The sequence below is a fragment of the Klebsiella sp. WP8-S18-ESBL-06 genome (genome assembly GCF_014169755.1).
Classification (GTDB): domain Bacteria; phylum Pseudomonadota; class Gammaproteobacteria; order Enterobacterales; family Enterobacteriaceae; genus Kluyvera; species Kluyvera ascorbata_B.
This window is the reverse complement of sequence record NZ_AP022256.1, coordinates 1141682-1156474: the sequence shown is the minus strand read 5'-3', so window position 1 is coordinate 1156474 and position 14793 is coordinate 1141682. Positions and strand designations below refer to the sequence as shown.

12 protein-coding genes and 2 pseudogenes are annotated in these 14793 nt (G+C 56.9%); 10 read left to right on the top strand and 4 right to left on the bottom strand.

Annotated elements, in window-relative coordinates; genetic code table 11:
- Positions 1–3: 3 nt before the first annotated feature.
- Complete coding sequence (locus H7R76_RS05555; protein WP_106928230.1) at positions 4–348, bottom strand: nitrous oxide-stimulated promoter family protein; 345 nt, start codon at positions 346–348, stop codon at positions 4–6.
- 64 nt (positions 349–412) lie between these two features.
- Positions 413–700, bottom strand: a complete 288-nt coding sequence (locus tag H7R76_RS05550) for an Rdx family protein (protein WP_106928228.1) — start codon at positions 698–700, stop codon at positions 413–415.
- A gap of 205 nt (positions 701–905) precedes the next feature.
- Here H7R76_RS05550 and H7R76_RS05545 point away from each other — a divergent pair, with 205 nt between their 5' ends.
- From H7R76_RS05545 to tnaB, 8 genes and pseudogenes are all read left to right on the top strand, one after another.
- On the top strand, positions 906–3263 hold the full coding sequence (locus H7R76_RS05545) for a TonB-dependent receptor domain-containing protein (RefSeq protein ID WP_182967182.1): 2358 nt from the start codon (positions 906–908) through the stop codon (positions 3261–3263).
- 62 nt (positions 3264–3325) lie between these two features.
- Positions 3326–4357 carry a hemin-degrading factor gene (locus H7R76_RS05540; protein WP_106928224.1) on the top strand — a complete coding sequence of 344 codons (1032 nt, stop codon included), beginning with the start codon at positions 3326–3328 and terminating at the stop codon, positions 4355–4357.
- Entirely contained in the window at positions 4354–5169 is an 816-nt protein-coding gene (locus H7R76_RS05535; protein WP_182967180.1) for a heme/hemin ABC transporter substrate-binding protein, read from the top strand. Before H7R76_RS05540 ends, H7R76_RS05535 begins: the two co-directional genes overlap by 4 nt.
- Positions 5169–6164 (top strand): FecCD family ABC transporter permease, encoded by a 996-nt coding sequence (locus H7R76_RS05530; protein WP_182930124.1) that lies wholly within the window; start codon positions 5169–5171, stop codon positions 6162–6164. Before H7R76_RS05535 ends, H7R76_RS05530 begins: the two co-directional genes overlap by 1 nt.
- Positions 6157–6936, top strand: coding sequence for a heme ABC transporter ATP-binding protein (locus tag H7R76_RS05525; RefSeq protein ID WP_182967178.1), 780 nt, complete (start codon positions 6157–6159; stop codon positions 6934–6936). Before H7R76_RS05530 ends, H7R76_RS05525 begins: the two co-directional genes overlap by 8 nt.
- 119 nt (positions 6937–7055) lie before the next feature.
- Positions 7056–7133, top strand: coding sequence for a tryptophanase leader peptide (gene tnaC / locus H7R76_RS25105; protein WP_106928434.1), 78 nt, complete (start codon positions 7056–7058; stop codon positions 7131–7133).
- 248 nt (positions 7134–7381) lie between these two features.
- Positions 7382–8797, top strand: a complete 1416-nt coding sequence (tnaA, locus tag H7R76_RS05515; RefSeq protein WP_106928216.1) for a tryptophanase — start codon at positions 7382–7384, stop codon at positions 8795–8797.
- A 117-nt stretch (positions 8798–8914) separates the two neighbouring features.
- Positions 8915–9925 (top strand): annotated as a pseudogene (gene tnaB / locus H7R76_RS05510) (low affinity tryptophan permease TnaB); the annotation flags it as partial.
- Here tnaB and H7R76_RS05505 read toward each other — a convergent pair.
- Positions 9883–11111, bottom strand: a protein-coding gene (locus H7R76_RS05505) for an IS3-like element ISEc27 family transposase (RefSeq protein WP_148116659.1) whose coding sequence is annotated in 2 segments (ribosomal slippage) — positions 9883–10796 and positions 10796–11111 — 1230 coding nt in all. Because the reading frame shifts where the segments join, the coding sequence is not laid out codon by codon here. The pseudogene tnaB and the gene H7R76_RS05505 overlap by 43 nt on opposite strands.
- 90 nt (positions 11112–11201) lie before the next feature.
- On the opposite strand from H7R76_RS05505, the pseudogene H7R76_RS05500 reads away from it, so the two are divergent.
- A pseudogene (locus tag H7R76_RS05500) lies at positions 11202–11498 on the top strand (aromatic amino acid transport family protein); the annotation flags it as partial.
- Between the two features lie 200 nt (positions 11499–11698).
- A complete protein-coding gene (gene mutS, locus H7R76_RS05495; protein WP_182967175.1) occupies positions 11699–14260 on the top strand; it encodes a DNA mismatch repair protein MutS in 2562 nt (853 codons plus the stop codon).
- Between the two features lie 119 nt (positions 14261–14379).
- On the opposite strand, the gene H7R76_RS05490 is transcribed toward mutS, so the two are convergent.
- Positions 14380–14532, bottom strand: coding sequence for a Hok/Gef family protein (locus tag H7R76_RS05490; protein ID WP_106926090.1), 153 nt, complete (start codon positions 14530–14532; stop codon positions 14380–14382).
- Positions 14533–14793: the final 261 nt, after the last annotated feature.

Below are 14793 nucleotides of genomic sequence, written 5' to 3'. Positions count from 1 at the left end.
GGGCTATTTTTTCGGCCGGTATTTCTCCGGCAGTTCGGGCACCGGACGCCGGTCATCAAGCAGATGAAGAATCGTGAGGATCGGATGGCGCCAGAGCATGCGCGGCCCGGCCCAGCGCATAATCTGCTTCATCTCTTCACGCTTGGCCGGCTGATAGCAGTGCACCGGACACTGTTTACAAGCCGGTTTCTCCTCGCCGAACACGCACTTATCCAGCCGCTTATCGGCATAATCGTTGAGCGCCTGATAGTGCCCGGCGTCATCCAGCGCCTGCGGGCAGCGGCGCTGATACAGCGTAATCATGCTGCTGATGGTCTGTTTTTCACGACGAATGCGATTGCCTGGCATAGTCCGTTCCTCACCATTAAAGATGCATTAATAATACACATTTAGTGATGCGTTGGCAGCCGCTTTATCCGTCGTGCTTGTCCACGTGGCCCAGCGGTTTCTCCGGGAAGCAGACGTCGCGTACCCGGCGCTTAAGCTCGGCGGCATCCGGGAAGCCCTCGTCCCGCTTGCGATCCCACACCAGCATCTCGTTCACGGTAATCGTAAAAATTCCGCCGGTTCCCGGCACCAGCGTAACGGCGGCGATATCGGTACTGAAGGTGTGCAGCAACTCCTGCGCCATCCAGCTGGCGCGCAGCATCCAGTTGCACTGAGAGCAGTAGGTAATCGTAATGGCGGCTTTCTGCGTCATAACGTTCTCACAAAAGATTAAAGCTTAAAGTGTAAATAAATTGTTGCATAGAGACAGAATTATTTGCAAACATTATTGCAAATGATAATACCTATCATTACTATTCGCGTTGATAAAAATAGGACAACGTCATAACGCTTAAGGAAAAGCCGACGCTGGGAGCGTCGCGTGAGCCAATACTAATAACGATGAAGGCATGGCAACTATGTACAAATCTATTCAATCAGAGGCGTGGCACAAGAAAAACCTACTGGTGACCTCATTGCTCGCAGCACTCTATCAGACGTCCGCGGGCGCGGCTGAAACACAGGATAAAACCGCCGCCGTAGATAGCGCGGAACAGATGACCGTTACCGCGCCCGCGCCGCTTCTCAAACCGGGTAGCCAACATGCGGTCAGCGCGCAGGAGCTGCAGGATAAAGGGGCCAACGATTTTGGTTCTATCATGCGTTACGAACCGCTGATCGGCGCAACCGGCGCCAGCGGCGGTTCAGGTAACGGCAAGAGCGGTTTCGACCGCGGCGGCTACACGGGTTATAACATCCGCGGTCTGGAGAGCAACCGCGTCGGCATCGATGTTGACGGTATCGCCCAACCGAACGCAACCGGACGCAGCTATGTCAGCCGCGCCGGGCTGAATACTTTTGGCATCGGTCGTGACTACATCGATCCGTATATGTACGGCAGCGTGGATATTCAGTCCGGCGCAACCGACACCGAAACCGCCAACACGTCCATCGGCGGTAACGTCTCCTTCAAGCCAAAATCGGCAGATGACTACCTGCATCCCGGCAAAACCAGCGCCTTCAGCTACCGCAGTGAGTATGACTCTTCGGACCGCAGCTGGCACAACGGCCTGACCGCCGCAGGCGGCGACGATACCCTGCGCGGGATTTTCGTCTACAGCCGTCGTGACGGCCAGCAGACAACCACCAACAGCACCCGTGTTGATGCTTATCCGGCAAACTGGCACTCCGACGCCTTTATGACTTCCGGGATCTGGCAACCGAACGATGAACACAAGCTGACCGGTACCCTCGACTACTACCATAAAACGAATCACACCCATTACGATGTGTGGAACGACAGCGGCAGCAAAACTATCGGCGATGCGCAGCAGACCAGCCAGACCCGCCGCTGGGGCCTGAGCCTCAAAGACGACTGGACGCCGATGAATGACGTTATCGACAGCGTCTCAACCAAAGTGTACTACCAGCACACCGAGGCACATGACCGCACCTGGATGCCAGACAGCAGCAGCGGAACGATGGAGACGGTGTACTCCAACTACGACACCGATACCTGGGGTATGCAGACGGCGCTGGCGAAAACCCTTGGCCGCCATGACCTGAGCGCGGGCTTCAATGCCAGCACCACGAAAACTCAGCGTCCGTTCAGCCAGTCGCCGATCCCGAGCGTCTACAGTGAGATCATGCAGCCGGAAGCGGACAGCCGCGATTACACGATCGCCGGTTTCTTACAGGATCAGATCAACTTCGATCTCGACAGTCACAACTTTGCGGTGATCCCCGGCATTCGCGTCGTGCATCAGTCAACCAAGCCGGAGAATCTCTCCAGCCTGACCACCAACAGCACGGTGCTGACCGAATCCTCGGTTGCCACGCTGTACGGGAAAAATGCGGATACCCAGGCGCTGCCGTCGCTGACCTTCCAGTACGACATCACGCCGCGCATGATGACCTACCTGCAGTACAAACGCGGCGCGGAATTCCCGAACACCAGCCAGTTGTACGGTTCATGGAATCTCGGTTCCAGCTATGCGGGCCGCGGCCAGTATGCGCTGATCGGCAATACCGATCTGAAAACCGAGACCAGCGACAACCTCGAATGGGGAATGAAGGGCGAAGTCACTGAAGGGATCACCCTGCGTACCGCCCTGTTCTACAACAGCTATAAAAACTTTATTGCCTACACCCGCTACACCCGCTCGAATAACCCGAGTCAGTTCACTAACGTACCGTCAAACATTTACACCATTTATCAGGCGGAAAACCGCGATAAAGCCTATATCTACGGCGGGGAGATCAGCACGAAGTTCAACTTCGGCACCTGGTTTGAACAGGTCGACGGGCTGAGCGCAACGCTGGCCTACGGCTACAGCGAAGGGAAATCGAAGTCCAGCTACTACGGCGATAAGTACGTTGATCTCGACAGCGTAGCGCCAATGAAGGCCATCGTTGGCGTCGCGTGGGATGACCCGGCGAAACGCTACGGTACTGCCCTGACCGCCACCTTTGTGAAGGGTAAGCGTGCGACTGCCACCAACCGCGAAACCTATACCAATACCGGCAGCGCAATCACCGATTCCACCAGCCAATACATGCGCGTACCGGGTTACGGCATGCTCGACTGGACGGCCTACTGGCGCGTGGCGAAGAACGTCCGTATCAACGGCGGCGTGTATAACCTGACCGACCGGAAATACTGGGACTATCTGAGCAGCCGCAATATTGAAACGTCAACAAATCAGGATGCCAACGATAAGTCGCTGGCGGTCATGCCGGGCCGCACCTGGCAGCTGGGCGTTAACGTCGACTTCTGATAACAACATTCCCTAAACCTGCACCCCGGCCGCTGGCCGGGGAAATTATAAGGAAGAGAGCCATGCAAAACACACCCGCCGAACTGTGGCAGCGCTATCAGGCCGTGAAAGCCAACGGCACCGCCAAATACGCCCGCGACATCGCCGCGGAAATGGGTATCAGCGAAGCCGAGCTAACCGCAGCCCGTGTCGGCCACGACGCCGTACGCCTGCACGATAACGCCCGCGCGCTCCTCGCCGCGCTGGAGAGCGTCGGCGAAACAAAATGCATCTGCCGTAATGAGTATGCGGTCCACGAGCAGGTGGGAGCCTTTACCCACCAGCATCTCGACGGCCACGCGGGCCTGGTGCTGAACCCGCGCGCGCTCGATCTGCGTCTGTTCCTGAGCCAATGGGCCAGCGCGTTTTACCTCAACGAGGCGGGACGAGAGAGCATCCAGTTCTTCGATCCGCACGGTGATGCCGTACTGAAGGTTTACACCACCGATGCCACGGACCACACAGCCTGGCAGGCGCTGATTGCCGAGCATACCCAGAATACCCCAACGCCGCTGGCTATCCGCCCTGCGGAAAGCGCCCGCTACGCCGACACAGCCGACGGCGCGGCGCTGGAAAAAGCGTGGCGCGCGATGACCGACGTTCATCAGTTCTTCGTGCTGCTGCGCAAATACAACCTCTCGCGCCAGCAGGCCTTCCGCCTGGTAAGTGACGATCTCGCCTGCCGTATTGATACGGATGCACTGCCCCGCCTGCTGGAGACCCTTCAACAGGACGGCAACGAATTTATGATCTTCGTCGGCAACCGCGGCTGCGTACAGATCTTCACCGGCACGCTGGAAAAGCTGACGCCAATGCGTGGCTGGATCAACATCTTCAACCGTACGTTTACGCTGCATCTGCGCGAAGAAACGATTGACGAAATCTGGGTGACACGTAAACCGACCGTCGACGGCCACGTCACCAGCGTGGAGCTGTTTGCTAAAGACGGCACACAGATTGCTCAACTGTACGGCCAGCGCAGCGAAGGTCATCCGGAACAGGCACAGTGGCGCGCGCAGGTCGACAGTCTGACCGCGGAAGGCCAGACCGTATGAAACGGCTAGTGATTCTGCTGGCGGCCCTGCCGCTGTTCGCCAACGCCGCCGAGCGCATTATCACCCTCGGCGGCGACGTCACGGAAATCGTCTATGCGCTGGATGCACAGCCTCAGTTGGTGGCGCGCGACAGCACCAGCACCTGGCCCACGGCAGCACAATCGCTGCCGGACGTAGGATACCTACGCCAGCTCAACGCGGAAGGTATTCTCTCGCAGCGCCCGACATTAGTTCTGGCAAGCAGCCAGGCGCAGCCGTCGCTGGTACTGCAAAAGGTAGAAGGCAGCAAGGTGAAGGTGGTTAACGTGCCTGGCGGCTACGACACCGCGGCGATGGAACGCAAAATCAGCGTTATCGCCGACGCGCTCGACAAACGGCCGCAGGGCGAGGCGCTGCGTAAAACGCTCGATGAGCAGATGGCAAAAATCCCGCCTCAGGCGCTGAACAAACGGGTGCTATTCATCCTCAGCCACGGTGGTTCCGGGGCGCTGGTCGCCGGCCAGCAAACGGCCGCAGACGGAGCGATAAAACTCGCCGGTTTGCAAAACGCCATGCAGGGCTTTGACCACTATCGCACGATGTCGCAGGAGGGGGTGATTGCCAGCCGTCCGGATCTGGTGGTGATTTCCGCCGACGGGCTGAAGGGCATGGGCGGCGAAGCCTCGTTGTGGAAGCTGCCGGGCCTGGCGCAAACGCCCGCCGGTCGTCATCAGCAGGTGCTGGTGATTGACGACATGGCGCTGCTGGGCTTCGGCCCCCGTACGCCGCAGGCGCTGCAACAGCTGCGGCAAAAAGCGGAGCAGCTGCCCTGATGCGCATCACCGTCTCCCGCCAGCTGTGGCTCATGGTACTGCTATTGCTGGCCCTGACGATGCTGGCTACCACGCTTGGTGCCATGCGGCTGCCGTTAACCAGCCTGTGGCCGTCCGGCGATGAAGTGCTGCGTCATATCTGGCTCACCATCCGTCTGCCGCGGGTGCTGCTGGCGCTGGTAGTGGGCAGCGCGCTGGCGCTCTCTGGCTGCGTGATGCAGGGCCTCTTTCGCAACCCGTTAGCCGACCCGGGGTTACTCGGTATCAGCAGCGGCGCGGCGCTAGCGGTTGCCTTCTGGCTGATACTGCCGATTTCAGTCCCGATGCTGGTGGCGCTGTATGCCCCGATGCTGGCAGCGTTTATCGGCAGCCTGGCGGTGATGGCGGTGATTTTTATCCTCAGTAAAACCGGCGGCGGTTCGCTCTCCCGGCTACTGTTGGTTGGCATTGCCATCAACGCGCTATGCGGCGCGCTGGTTGGCATGCTGTCGTGGATCAGCAACGACACGCAGCTGCGCCAGCTTTCACTCTGGGGAATGGGCAGCCTCGGGCAGGCCGAGTGGCCGACGCTGCTGGTCGCCGCGACGCTGATTATTCCGTCATCCCTCGCGGTGTGGTGGATGGCCTCGCGCCTCAACCTGCTGCAATTGGGTGATGAAGAGGCCCACTACCTCGGCGTTAACGTCCGCATGGTGCAGCGTCTGATGCTGCTGTGCAGCGCCGTGCTGGTCGCCGCCTCGGTCGCCATCAGCGGCGTGATTGGATTTATCGGTCTGGTGGTTCCGCACCTGATGCGTATGTGGCTGGGGCCAGATCACCGCGGTCTGGTGCCAGGCTCGCTGCTGGCGGGCGCTATCCTGCTGCTGATTGCCGATACGCTGGCCCGCACCGTCGCCGCGCCCGCCGAAATGCCGGTGGGGCTACTCACCAGCCTGCTTGGCGCGCCGTGGTTCCTATGGTTGATATTCCGCCAGGAGAGATCCGCTCATGGATAAACACTATATTGCCCGCGCGCTGTCGCTACGCCTGGGGAAACGGCGGGTGATTGATAGCGTTTCACTCACGCTGCGGCCCGGTGAAGTCACCGCGCTGATCGGCCCTAATGGCGCAGGAAAATCGACTCTGCTGCGGCTGCTGACCGGTTTTTTAGCCGCCGACAGCGGCGAACAGCGCATAGAAGGCAAGCCGCTTAGCGAATGGTCCGCTGCCGCCCTCTCCCGCCGTCGCGCGGTGATGTTGCAACGCACTCAGCTGAACGCCAACTGGCCGGTTGAAACGGTCATCGCCATGGGGCGCGCACCGTGGGGGGCGCAGGACGATCCCGCGCTCATTCAACGCGTCATGGCGGAAACAGGCTGCACTCATCTGGCGGGACGCCCTTACCCGGCGCTTTCCGGCGGCGAGCAGCAGCGCGTTCAGCTGGCACGCAGCCTGGCACAGCTGTGGCACGGCGATGGGCCAAAGGGCTGGCTGTTTCTCGACGAGCCCACCTCAGCGCTGGATCTCTTTTATCAACAGCATTTGCTGCGGCTGCTAAAAAGACTTACCCGTCGCAACGAGCTGCACGTCTGTGCTGTGCTTCACGACCTCAACCTTGCCGCACTGTGGGCCGATACCATTCTCTTACTGCATCAGGGTAAGCTGGTGGCGCAAGGCACGCCGCATGAGGTCATCCAGCAGTCGATCATCCATCGCTGGTACGGGGCGGATATCAGCATGAATACGCACCCGGACGCGGCGGTTCCGCAGGTTTATCTGGCGCCCTGACGGGCGTTAGATTCATCTACTGAATCAATCGTGACCAGATTCACAATTGAATAGGTTGGGAATAGACAAAAATATTAAATCTAATAATGTATGCCTGTGTCTAATGGAGAACATACATTATGAACATCCGCACGCTAACCTATAACACGTCAAAGTGGTTTAATATTGACAGCATTATTGTCAATCACCGCCCTTAACGCCTCTCACGCCTCCTGATAAATATTTCTGACAACAGATTTATCATTATCTGTTTCGGATACCTATACCTATTTCATGATTTCTGATTAAGGTCAGCAATATTGTTGCGCCGGTTATTATACGCGCCGTATTTATTGCAACCAAAATACAGAAAGCGGAAGCGGGCATGCTTATTACGTTAAAAATGACGTATTGATTTTTATCGACGTCAGCGGAATACGCTTGCCAAAAAATTGAGGATAACACCATGAATAACTTTAAACATCTGCCAGAGCCTTTCCGTATTCGCGTTATTGAGCCGGTAAAACGCACCACCCGTGAGCACCGCGACAACGCCATTATTCAGGCTGGAATGAACCCGTTCCTGCTCGATAGTGAAGACGTCTTTATTGACCTGCTGACCGACAGCGGCACCGGTGCGGTGACGCAAAATATGCAGGCGGCAATGTTACGCGGCGATGAAGCCTACAGCGGCAGCCGCAGCTACTATGCGTTATGCAACGCGGTAAAAGAGATTTTTGGTTACCAGCACACTATCCCCACCCACCAGGGGCGCGGCGCCGAGCAAATTTATATTCCGGTACTGATTAAAAAACGCGAGCAGGAAAAAGGCCTCGACCGCAGCAAAATGGTGGCGTTCTCCAACTATTTCTTCGACACCACCCAGGGCCACAGCCAGATTAACGGCTGTACCGTACGCAACGTGTATACCAAAGAAGCGTTCGACACCGCCGTACGTAATGATTTTAAAGGCGATTTTGACCTTCAGGGCTTAGAGCACGGCATTGAAACCGTTGGCCCGAATAACGTGCCGTATATTGTTGCCACCATTACCTGTAACTCTGCGGGCGGCCAGCCGGTTTCACTGGCAAACCTCAAGGCAATGTACGCGATTGCTAAAAAATACGATATTCCGGTGGTGATGGACTCCGCGCGCTTTGCGGAAAACGCCTACTTTATTCAACAGCGCGAGCCGGGCTATCAGGACTGGAGCATTGAAGAGATTACCCGCGAGACGTACAAATATGCGGATATGCTGGCCATGTCGGCGAAGAAAGACGCCATGGTGCCCATGGGCGGCCTGCTGTGTATTAAAGACGACAGCTTCTTCGATGTTTATACCGAATGCCGAACCCTTTGCGTCGTACAGGAAGGCTTCCCGACTTACGGCGGTCTGGAAGGCGGTGCGATGGAGCGTCTGGCCGTAGGCCTGTACGACGGTATGAATCAGGACTGGCTGGCCTATCGTATTGCGCAGATTCAGTACCTGGTCGACGGCCTGGAGGCGATTGGCGTGACCTGCCAGCAGGCGGGCGGCCACGCGGCGTTTGTCGATGCGGGCAAGCTGCTGCCGCACATCCCGGCCGAGCAGTTCCCGGCCCAGGCGCTGGCCTGCGAGCTGTATAAAGTGGCGGGGATTCGCGCCGTCGAAATCGGCTCTTTCCTGCTGGGCCGCGACCCGAAAACCGGCAAACAGCTGCCGTGTCCGGCTGAGCTGCTGCGCTTAACTATTCCGCGCGCCACCTACACCCAAACGCATATGGACTTTATTATCGAAGCGTTCGGCCACGTTAAAGAGAATGCGGCCAATATTAAAGGTTTAACCTTCACCTACGAGCCGAAAGTACTGCGTCACTTTACGGCAAAATTAAAAGAAGTCTAATTAACCACTGACCCGAATGGCCCTGCTGATAGCGGGTCATTCGGGTTCTTGTTACCTGGCGTCATAGTTTGTTCCTGACGAAAGCATTGACTTAAACGTTATCAACAAGGGAAAGCCATGGACGAAGATTCAAATACAAAACATTCCTCATTCTGGGGAATTATGGTCATTGCCGGCACCGTCATCGGCGGCGGAATGTTTGCTTTACCGGTTGACCTTGCCGGAGCCTGGTTTTTTTGGGGCGCATTTATTTTAATTATTGCCTGGTTTTCAATGCTTCATTCCGGCCTGCTTTTATTAGAAGCTAATCTTAATTACCCCGTTGGCTCAAGCTTTAATACCATAACGAAAGATCTGATTGGCAATAAATGGAATGTGCTTAGCGGTATTACCGTGGCCTTTGTGCTGTATATATTGACCTACGCCTATATTTCAGCCAACGGCGCGATTATCAGTGAAACCATCGCCATCAACGCCGGGACGCACGTCAACCCGCGTATTGTCGGCATCGGCAGCGCCATTTTTGTCGCGGCAGTACTGTGGTTCAGCTCGCTCGCCGCCAGCCGCATTACCTCTTTTTTCCTCGGCATCAAAATTATCGCCTTTATCGTGGTATTTGGTTCGTTTTTCTTCCAGGTCGACTACTCCATTCTGCGGGACATTGCCGCGCCGGAAGGCCATAGCAGCTACTTCCCGTACATACTCATGGCGGTGCCGGTTTGCCTTGCCTCGTTTGGCTTCCATGGCAACATTCCCAGCCTGATCATCTGTTACGGCAAGCGCAAAGATAAGCTAATCAAAAGTATCGTATTCGGTTCGCTGCTGGCGCTGGTGATTTATCTGTTCTGGCTATACTGCACCATGGGCAATATCCACCGCAGCAACTTTAAGGAAATTATTGCCTCGGGTGGCAACGTTGACTCGCTGGTGAAATCGTTTTTAGGCACCAATCAGCGCGGCGTCATCGAATTCTTCCTGCTGATATTCTCTAACCTGGCGGTTGCCAGCTCGTTCTTTGGCGTCACACTGGGGCTGTTTGACTATCTGGCAGACCTGTTCAAAATGGACAACACCTGGATTGGCCCCTATATTTCCATACACTTTTTATCACTTAACCCATTACTGGTTCGCCGCCGCAGATATTCCCGTGGCGAACGATACCCCAGTGCACTATGCGGATGCCATTCGTTGTAATGTTCGAAGGCCTCCGCAAGGTTCTTTACCGCTGTTAACCCGTCGGGTTTCGGCATGATGCTGATGTAATCGCGCTTCATCGTTTTCACGAAGCTCTCTGCCATCCCGTTGCTTTCCGGGCTACGTACCGCCGTATGTTTAGGCTCCAGTCCTACCATTCTGGCGAACTGACGCGTCTGATAAGAACGGTAGGCTGAACCGTTGTCTGTCAGCCACTCAACTGGGGATGTCGGCAGGCTGTTACCGAAACGACGCTCCACGGCACCCAGCATGACGTCCTGCACGGTTTCACTGTCATATCCACCGTTACTGGCCGCCCAGTAAAGTGCCTCGCGATCGCAACAGTCCAGAGCGAACGTGACCCGCAGTTTTTCACCGTTATCACAGCTGAACTCGAAGCCGTCAGAGCACCACCGCTGGTTACTTTCTCCAACGGCCACTTTCCCTGTATGCGCCCGCTTCGATGGCGGTATTTCCGGTTTACGCTCAAGCAGCAGCGCATTCTGACGCATGATGCGGTATACGCGTTTGGCATTGATCACCGCCATGTCGTCAGTTTCTGATTGTCTGCGCAGCAGTGCCCATACCCGACGATAACCATAGGTGGGCAGATCGCCGATAACGGTATGGATACGGGCCAGCGCGTCAGTATCATCAGGCTTGCGCTTGCACCGACGATCCTGCCAGTCCTTTGACCGACGGGCCATGGCATGCAGTTGCGCACGTGAGACCCGGAGGCAACGACTGACAAGGCTTATTCGCCATCCTCCGGCAACAAGGGCACGTGCGCTATCCACTTTTTTTGTCGGCCATATTCAACGGCTTCTTTTAGCAGCTCGTTTTCCATGGTTTTCTTGCCCAACAGGCGTTGCAGCTCTTTAATTTGCTTCATCGCAGATGCCAGCTCCGACGCGGGCACAACCTGTTCTCCTGCGGCAACGGCTGTAAGGCTGCCTTCCTGATACTGCTTACGCCACAGGAACAGCTGACTGGCAGCAACGCCATGCTGACGGGCGACCAGCGACACGGTCATTCCGGGCTCAAAACTCTGCTGAACAATGGCGATTTTTTCCTGAACACTTCGCCGTCTGCGCTTCTCTGGACCTAAAACATCAATCATTCGGACTCCAACGACTAGTCTAAAAACTAGTATTAAGACTATCACTAACTTAAGTGATACCAACTGTCTGGAGATTCAGGGGGCCAGTCTAACACCCCCGTCGGCCGCTTCAAAACGCTGCTACTGACCTTTTTACCGCCCGCCGCACTGTATCTGATTTTCCCCAACGGCTTTATTTACGCCATCGGCGGCGCCGGGCTGTGCGCGACAATCTGGGCAGTCATCGTCCCGGCCTTCCTCGCCCTGAAATCGCGCGAGCGTTTTCCGGATAAAATATTTACCGTCTGGGGCGGTAAAGCGATTCCTGCCGTGGTGATTCTGTTTGGTGTGACGGTCATTCTGTGCTGGTTTGGCAGCACTTTTAACCTGCTTCCGCGCTTTGGCTAACACCATCCGGCGGCGCGCCGTTTTGGCGCGTCGCCGGACATATGCCCAGGGGCGCATCCCCGTTAAACGGCGATCCCGACTTTCGATTTCGCCGCTTTCCCTGAAATAGCTATCTCCGTTATCATAGCCACCCCTTGCGACAAAAACGAAAATGAAAAAGTTCGCTTTACACTATTAATCAGGGATCTGGATAACACCCCATGAGTAAAATCGACAATCTCGACGCCCACACCCCCATGATGCAGCAGTATCTGAAGCTAAAAGCACAGCACCCGGAAATTCTGCTGTTCTACCGCATGGGCGACTTCTATGAACTGTTCTACGATGACGCAAAGCGCGCATCGCAGCTGCTGGACATCTCGCTGACCAAGCGCGGCGCCTCCGCCGGGGAGCCGATTCCAATGGCGGGTATTCCGCATCACGCGGTAGAAAACTACCTCGCCAAGCTGGTGAATCAGGGGGAGTCGGTCGCGATTTGTGAACAAATTGGCGACCCGGCCACCAGCAAAGGGCCGGTTGAACGTAAAGTGGTGCGTATCGTAACCCCCGGCACCATCAGCGATGAAGCGCTGTTGCAGGAGCGTCAGGACAATCTGCTGGCGGCTATCTGGCAGGATAACAAAGGCTACGGCTACGCGACGCTGGACATCAGCTCCGGGCGTTTCCGCCTGAGCGAACCCACCGACCGCGAAACCATGGCGGCAGAGCTGCAGCGTACCAATCCCGCCGAGCTGCTGTATGCCGAAGACTTCGCCGAGATGTCGCTGATTGAAGGCCGTCGCGGCCTGCGCCGCCGCCCGCTGTGGGAATTTGAAATCGACACCGCGCGCCAGCAGCTGAATATGCAGTTTGGCACTCGCGATCTGGTTGGCTTTGGCGTCGAAGGCGCCCCCCGGGGTCTGTGCGCCGCTGGCTGTCTGTTACAGTACGTAAAAGATACCCAGCGCACCTCGCTACCGCACATTCGATCCATCACCATGGACCGCCAGCAGGACAGCATTATTATGGACGCCGCCACCCGCCGGAATCTGGAAATTACCCAGAACCTGGCCGGGGGCGTAGAAAATACGCTGGCAGCCGTGCTGGACTGCACGGTAACCCCAATGGGCAGCCGCATGCTCAAACGCTGGCTGCATATGCCGGTGCGCGACACAAAAATCCTTACCGAGCGTCAACAAACCATCGGCGCCCTGCAGGATGCCACCGCCGAGCTGCAGCCGGTGCTGCGCCAGGTAGGCGATCTGGAACGTATTCTCGCCCGTCTGGCGCTGCGTACCGCGCGCCCGCGCGACCTTGCCCGTATGCGCCATGCTTTTCAGCAGTTGCCAGAGCTGCGCGCTCAGTTGGCTAGCGTCGACAGCGCGCCGGTGCAGATGCTGCGTGAAAAAATGGGTGAATTTCGCGAACTGCGCGAGCTGCTGGAACGGGCGATCGTTGATGCGCCGCCGGTGCTGGTCCGCGACGGCGGGGTTATTGCCCCCGGCTATCACGCCGAGCTGGACGAGTGGCGCGCGCTGGCCGATGGCGCGACCGACTACCTTGACCGCCTGGAAATTCGCGAGCGTGAACGTACCGGTCTGGACACGCTGAAGGTGGGCTATAACGCCGTCCACGGCTATTACATTCAGATCAGCCGCGGCCAAAGCCATCTGGCGCCCATCAACTACGTACGCCGCCAGACGCTGAAAAACGCCGAGCGCTATATCATCCCCGAGCTGAAAGAGTACGAGGACAAAGTGCTGACCTCAAAAGGCAAGGCGCTGGCGCTGGAAAAACAGCTGTATGACGAGCTGTTTGAGCTGCTGCTGCCGCATCTGGCCGATCTTCAGCAGAGTGCTAGCGCGTTAGCCGAGCTGGACGTGCTCATCAACCTCGCCGAGCGCGCATATACGCTGAACTACACCTGCCCTACCTTTACCGACAGGCCCGGCATTCGCATTACCGAAGGCCGCCATCCGGTAGTGGAACAGGTGCTTAACGAGCCGTTTATTGCCAACCCGCTAAACCTGTCGCCACAGCGCCGGATGTTAATCATCACCGGCCCCAATATGGGCGGTAAAAGTACCTATATGCGGCAAACGGCGCTGATTGCGCTGCTGGCCTATATCGGCAGCTACGTGCCGGCGCAAAGCGTCGAAATTGGCCCCATCGATCGTATTTTCACCCGCGTGGGCGCGGCGGACGATCTGGCATCCGGCCGCTCGACCTTTATGGTCGAGATGACTGAAACGGCCAACATTCTGCATAACGCCACCGAGCACAGCCTGGTCCTGATGGACGAAATTGGCCGCGGAACCTCAACCTATGACGGCCTGTCGCTGGCGTGGGCCTGCGCCGAGAGTCTGGCAAATAAAATCAAAGCGTTAACGCTGTTTGCCACCCATTACTTTGAGCTGACCCAACTGCCGGAAAAAATGGAAGGCGTAGCTAACGTGCACCTCGATGCGCTTGAGCACGGCGACACGATTGCCTTTATGCATAGCGTGCAGGACGGTGCGGCGAGTAAAAGCTACGGGCTGGCGGTCGCCCAGTTGGCTGGCGTGCCGAAAGACGTGATTAAGCGCGCGCGGCAGAAGCTGCGCGAGCTGGAAAGCCTCTCGCCAAATGCGGCTGCGACCCAGGTTGATGGTACGCAGATGTCGCTGCTGTCGGTACCAGAAGAGGTGTCGCCGGCGGTAGAAGCGCTGGAAGGTCTGGATCCGGATGCGTTAACCCCGCGGCAGGCGCTGGAGTGGATTTATCGGTTGAAAGGCATGGTGTAAATCGTTCCCGATCCCGCAGCGCGCGGCCGGGCTACGCCTGTAGCCCGGCAGGTGGAAATAAATGGGTGCTGGAGGGTAAACCCAGGCAGTCAATACGCGGGGTTGCCCCCGCGTCGTCGCTACTTCTTCGGTTCGTAAGCGAGAATAGCTTTAAACTCCATACCACGCTCCCGGATACTCAACTCACACAGCGAATCGCGCACCATTAGCGTGAACCCTAATGCTGTGGCACACAGCACGATGATTGCCACCAGGGCATACTTCGTCAGCATATCTTGCCTCCCTGCAAAGAAGAGACTAACATTCAAACTGTTCGGGTTTGTACGCTAGCCTCAGGTTGATAGAAATATCGTCTGGGGCTTTCGTCTTTCTGGAACCCTGAAAATGCTCAAAGCCCACAAAGCCTCAAGCACCCGCCGCTATTCTATGTCCGCTTGCCGCATCGCGAATAAATTCAGTCCGTTGCTACGAGGCTGCTCGCAAAATAAAAAAGCCCGGAGAGTCCGAGCTTTAGAGAGAGCGGGATGGCCTGA

Excerpts from the sequence above, each read along its gene's own strand:
- H7R76_RS05555 (WP_106928230.1), bottom strand. The coding sequence starts at position 348 with ATGCCAGGCAATCGCATTCGTCGTGAAAAACAGACCATCAGCAGCATG.
- H7R76_RS05550 (WP_106928228.1), bottom strand. The coding sequence starts at position 700 with ATGACGCAGAAAGCCGCCATTACGATTACCTACTGCTCTCAGTGCAAC.
- H7R76_RS05545 (WP_182967182.1), top strand. The coding sequence starts at position 906 with ATGTACAAATCTATTCAATCAGAGGCGTGGCACAAGAAAAACCTACTG.
- H7R76_RS05540 (WP_106928224.1), top strand. The coding sequence starts at position 3,326 with ATGCAAAACACACCCGCCGAACTGTGGCAGCGCTATCAGGCCGTGAAA.
- H7R76_RS05535 (WP_182967180.1), top strand. The coding sequence starts at position 4,354 with ATGAAACGGCTAGTGATTCTGCTGGCGGCCCTGCCGCTGTTCGCCAAC.
- H7R76_RS05530 (WP_182930124.1), top strand. The coding sequence starts at position 5,169 with ATGCGCATCACCGTCTCCCGCCAGCTGTGGCTCATGGTACTGCTATTG.
- H7R76_RS05525 (WP_182967178.1), top strand. The coding sequence starts at position 6,157 with ATGGATAAACACTATATTGCCCGCGCGCTGTCGCTACGCCTGGGGAAA.
- tnaC (WP_106928434.1), top strand. The coding sequence starts at position 7,056 with ATGAACATCCGCACGCTAACCTATAACACGTCAAAGTGGTTTAATATT.
- tnaA (WP_106928216.1), top strand. The coding sequence starts at position 7,382 with ATGAATAACTTTAAACATCTGCCAGAGCCTTTCCGTATTCGCGTTATT.
- mutS (WP_182967175.1), top strand. The coding sequence starts at position 11,699 with ATGAGTAAAATCGACAATCTCGACGCCCACACCCCCATGATGCAGCAG.
- H7R76_RS05490 (WP_106926090.1), bottom strand. The coding sequence starts at position 14,532 with ATGCTGACGAAGTATGCCCTGGTGGCAATCATCGTGCTGTGTGCCACA.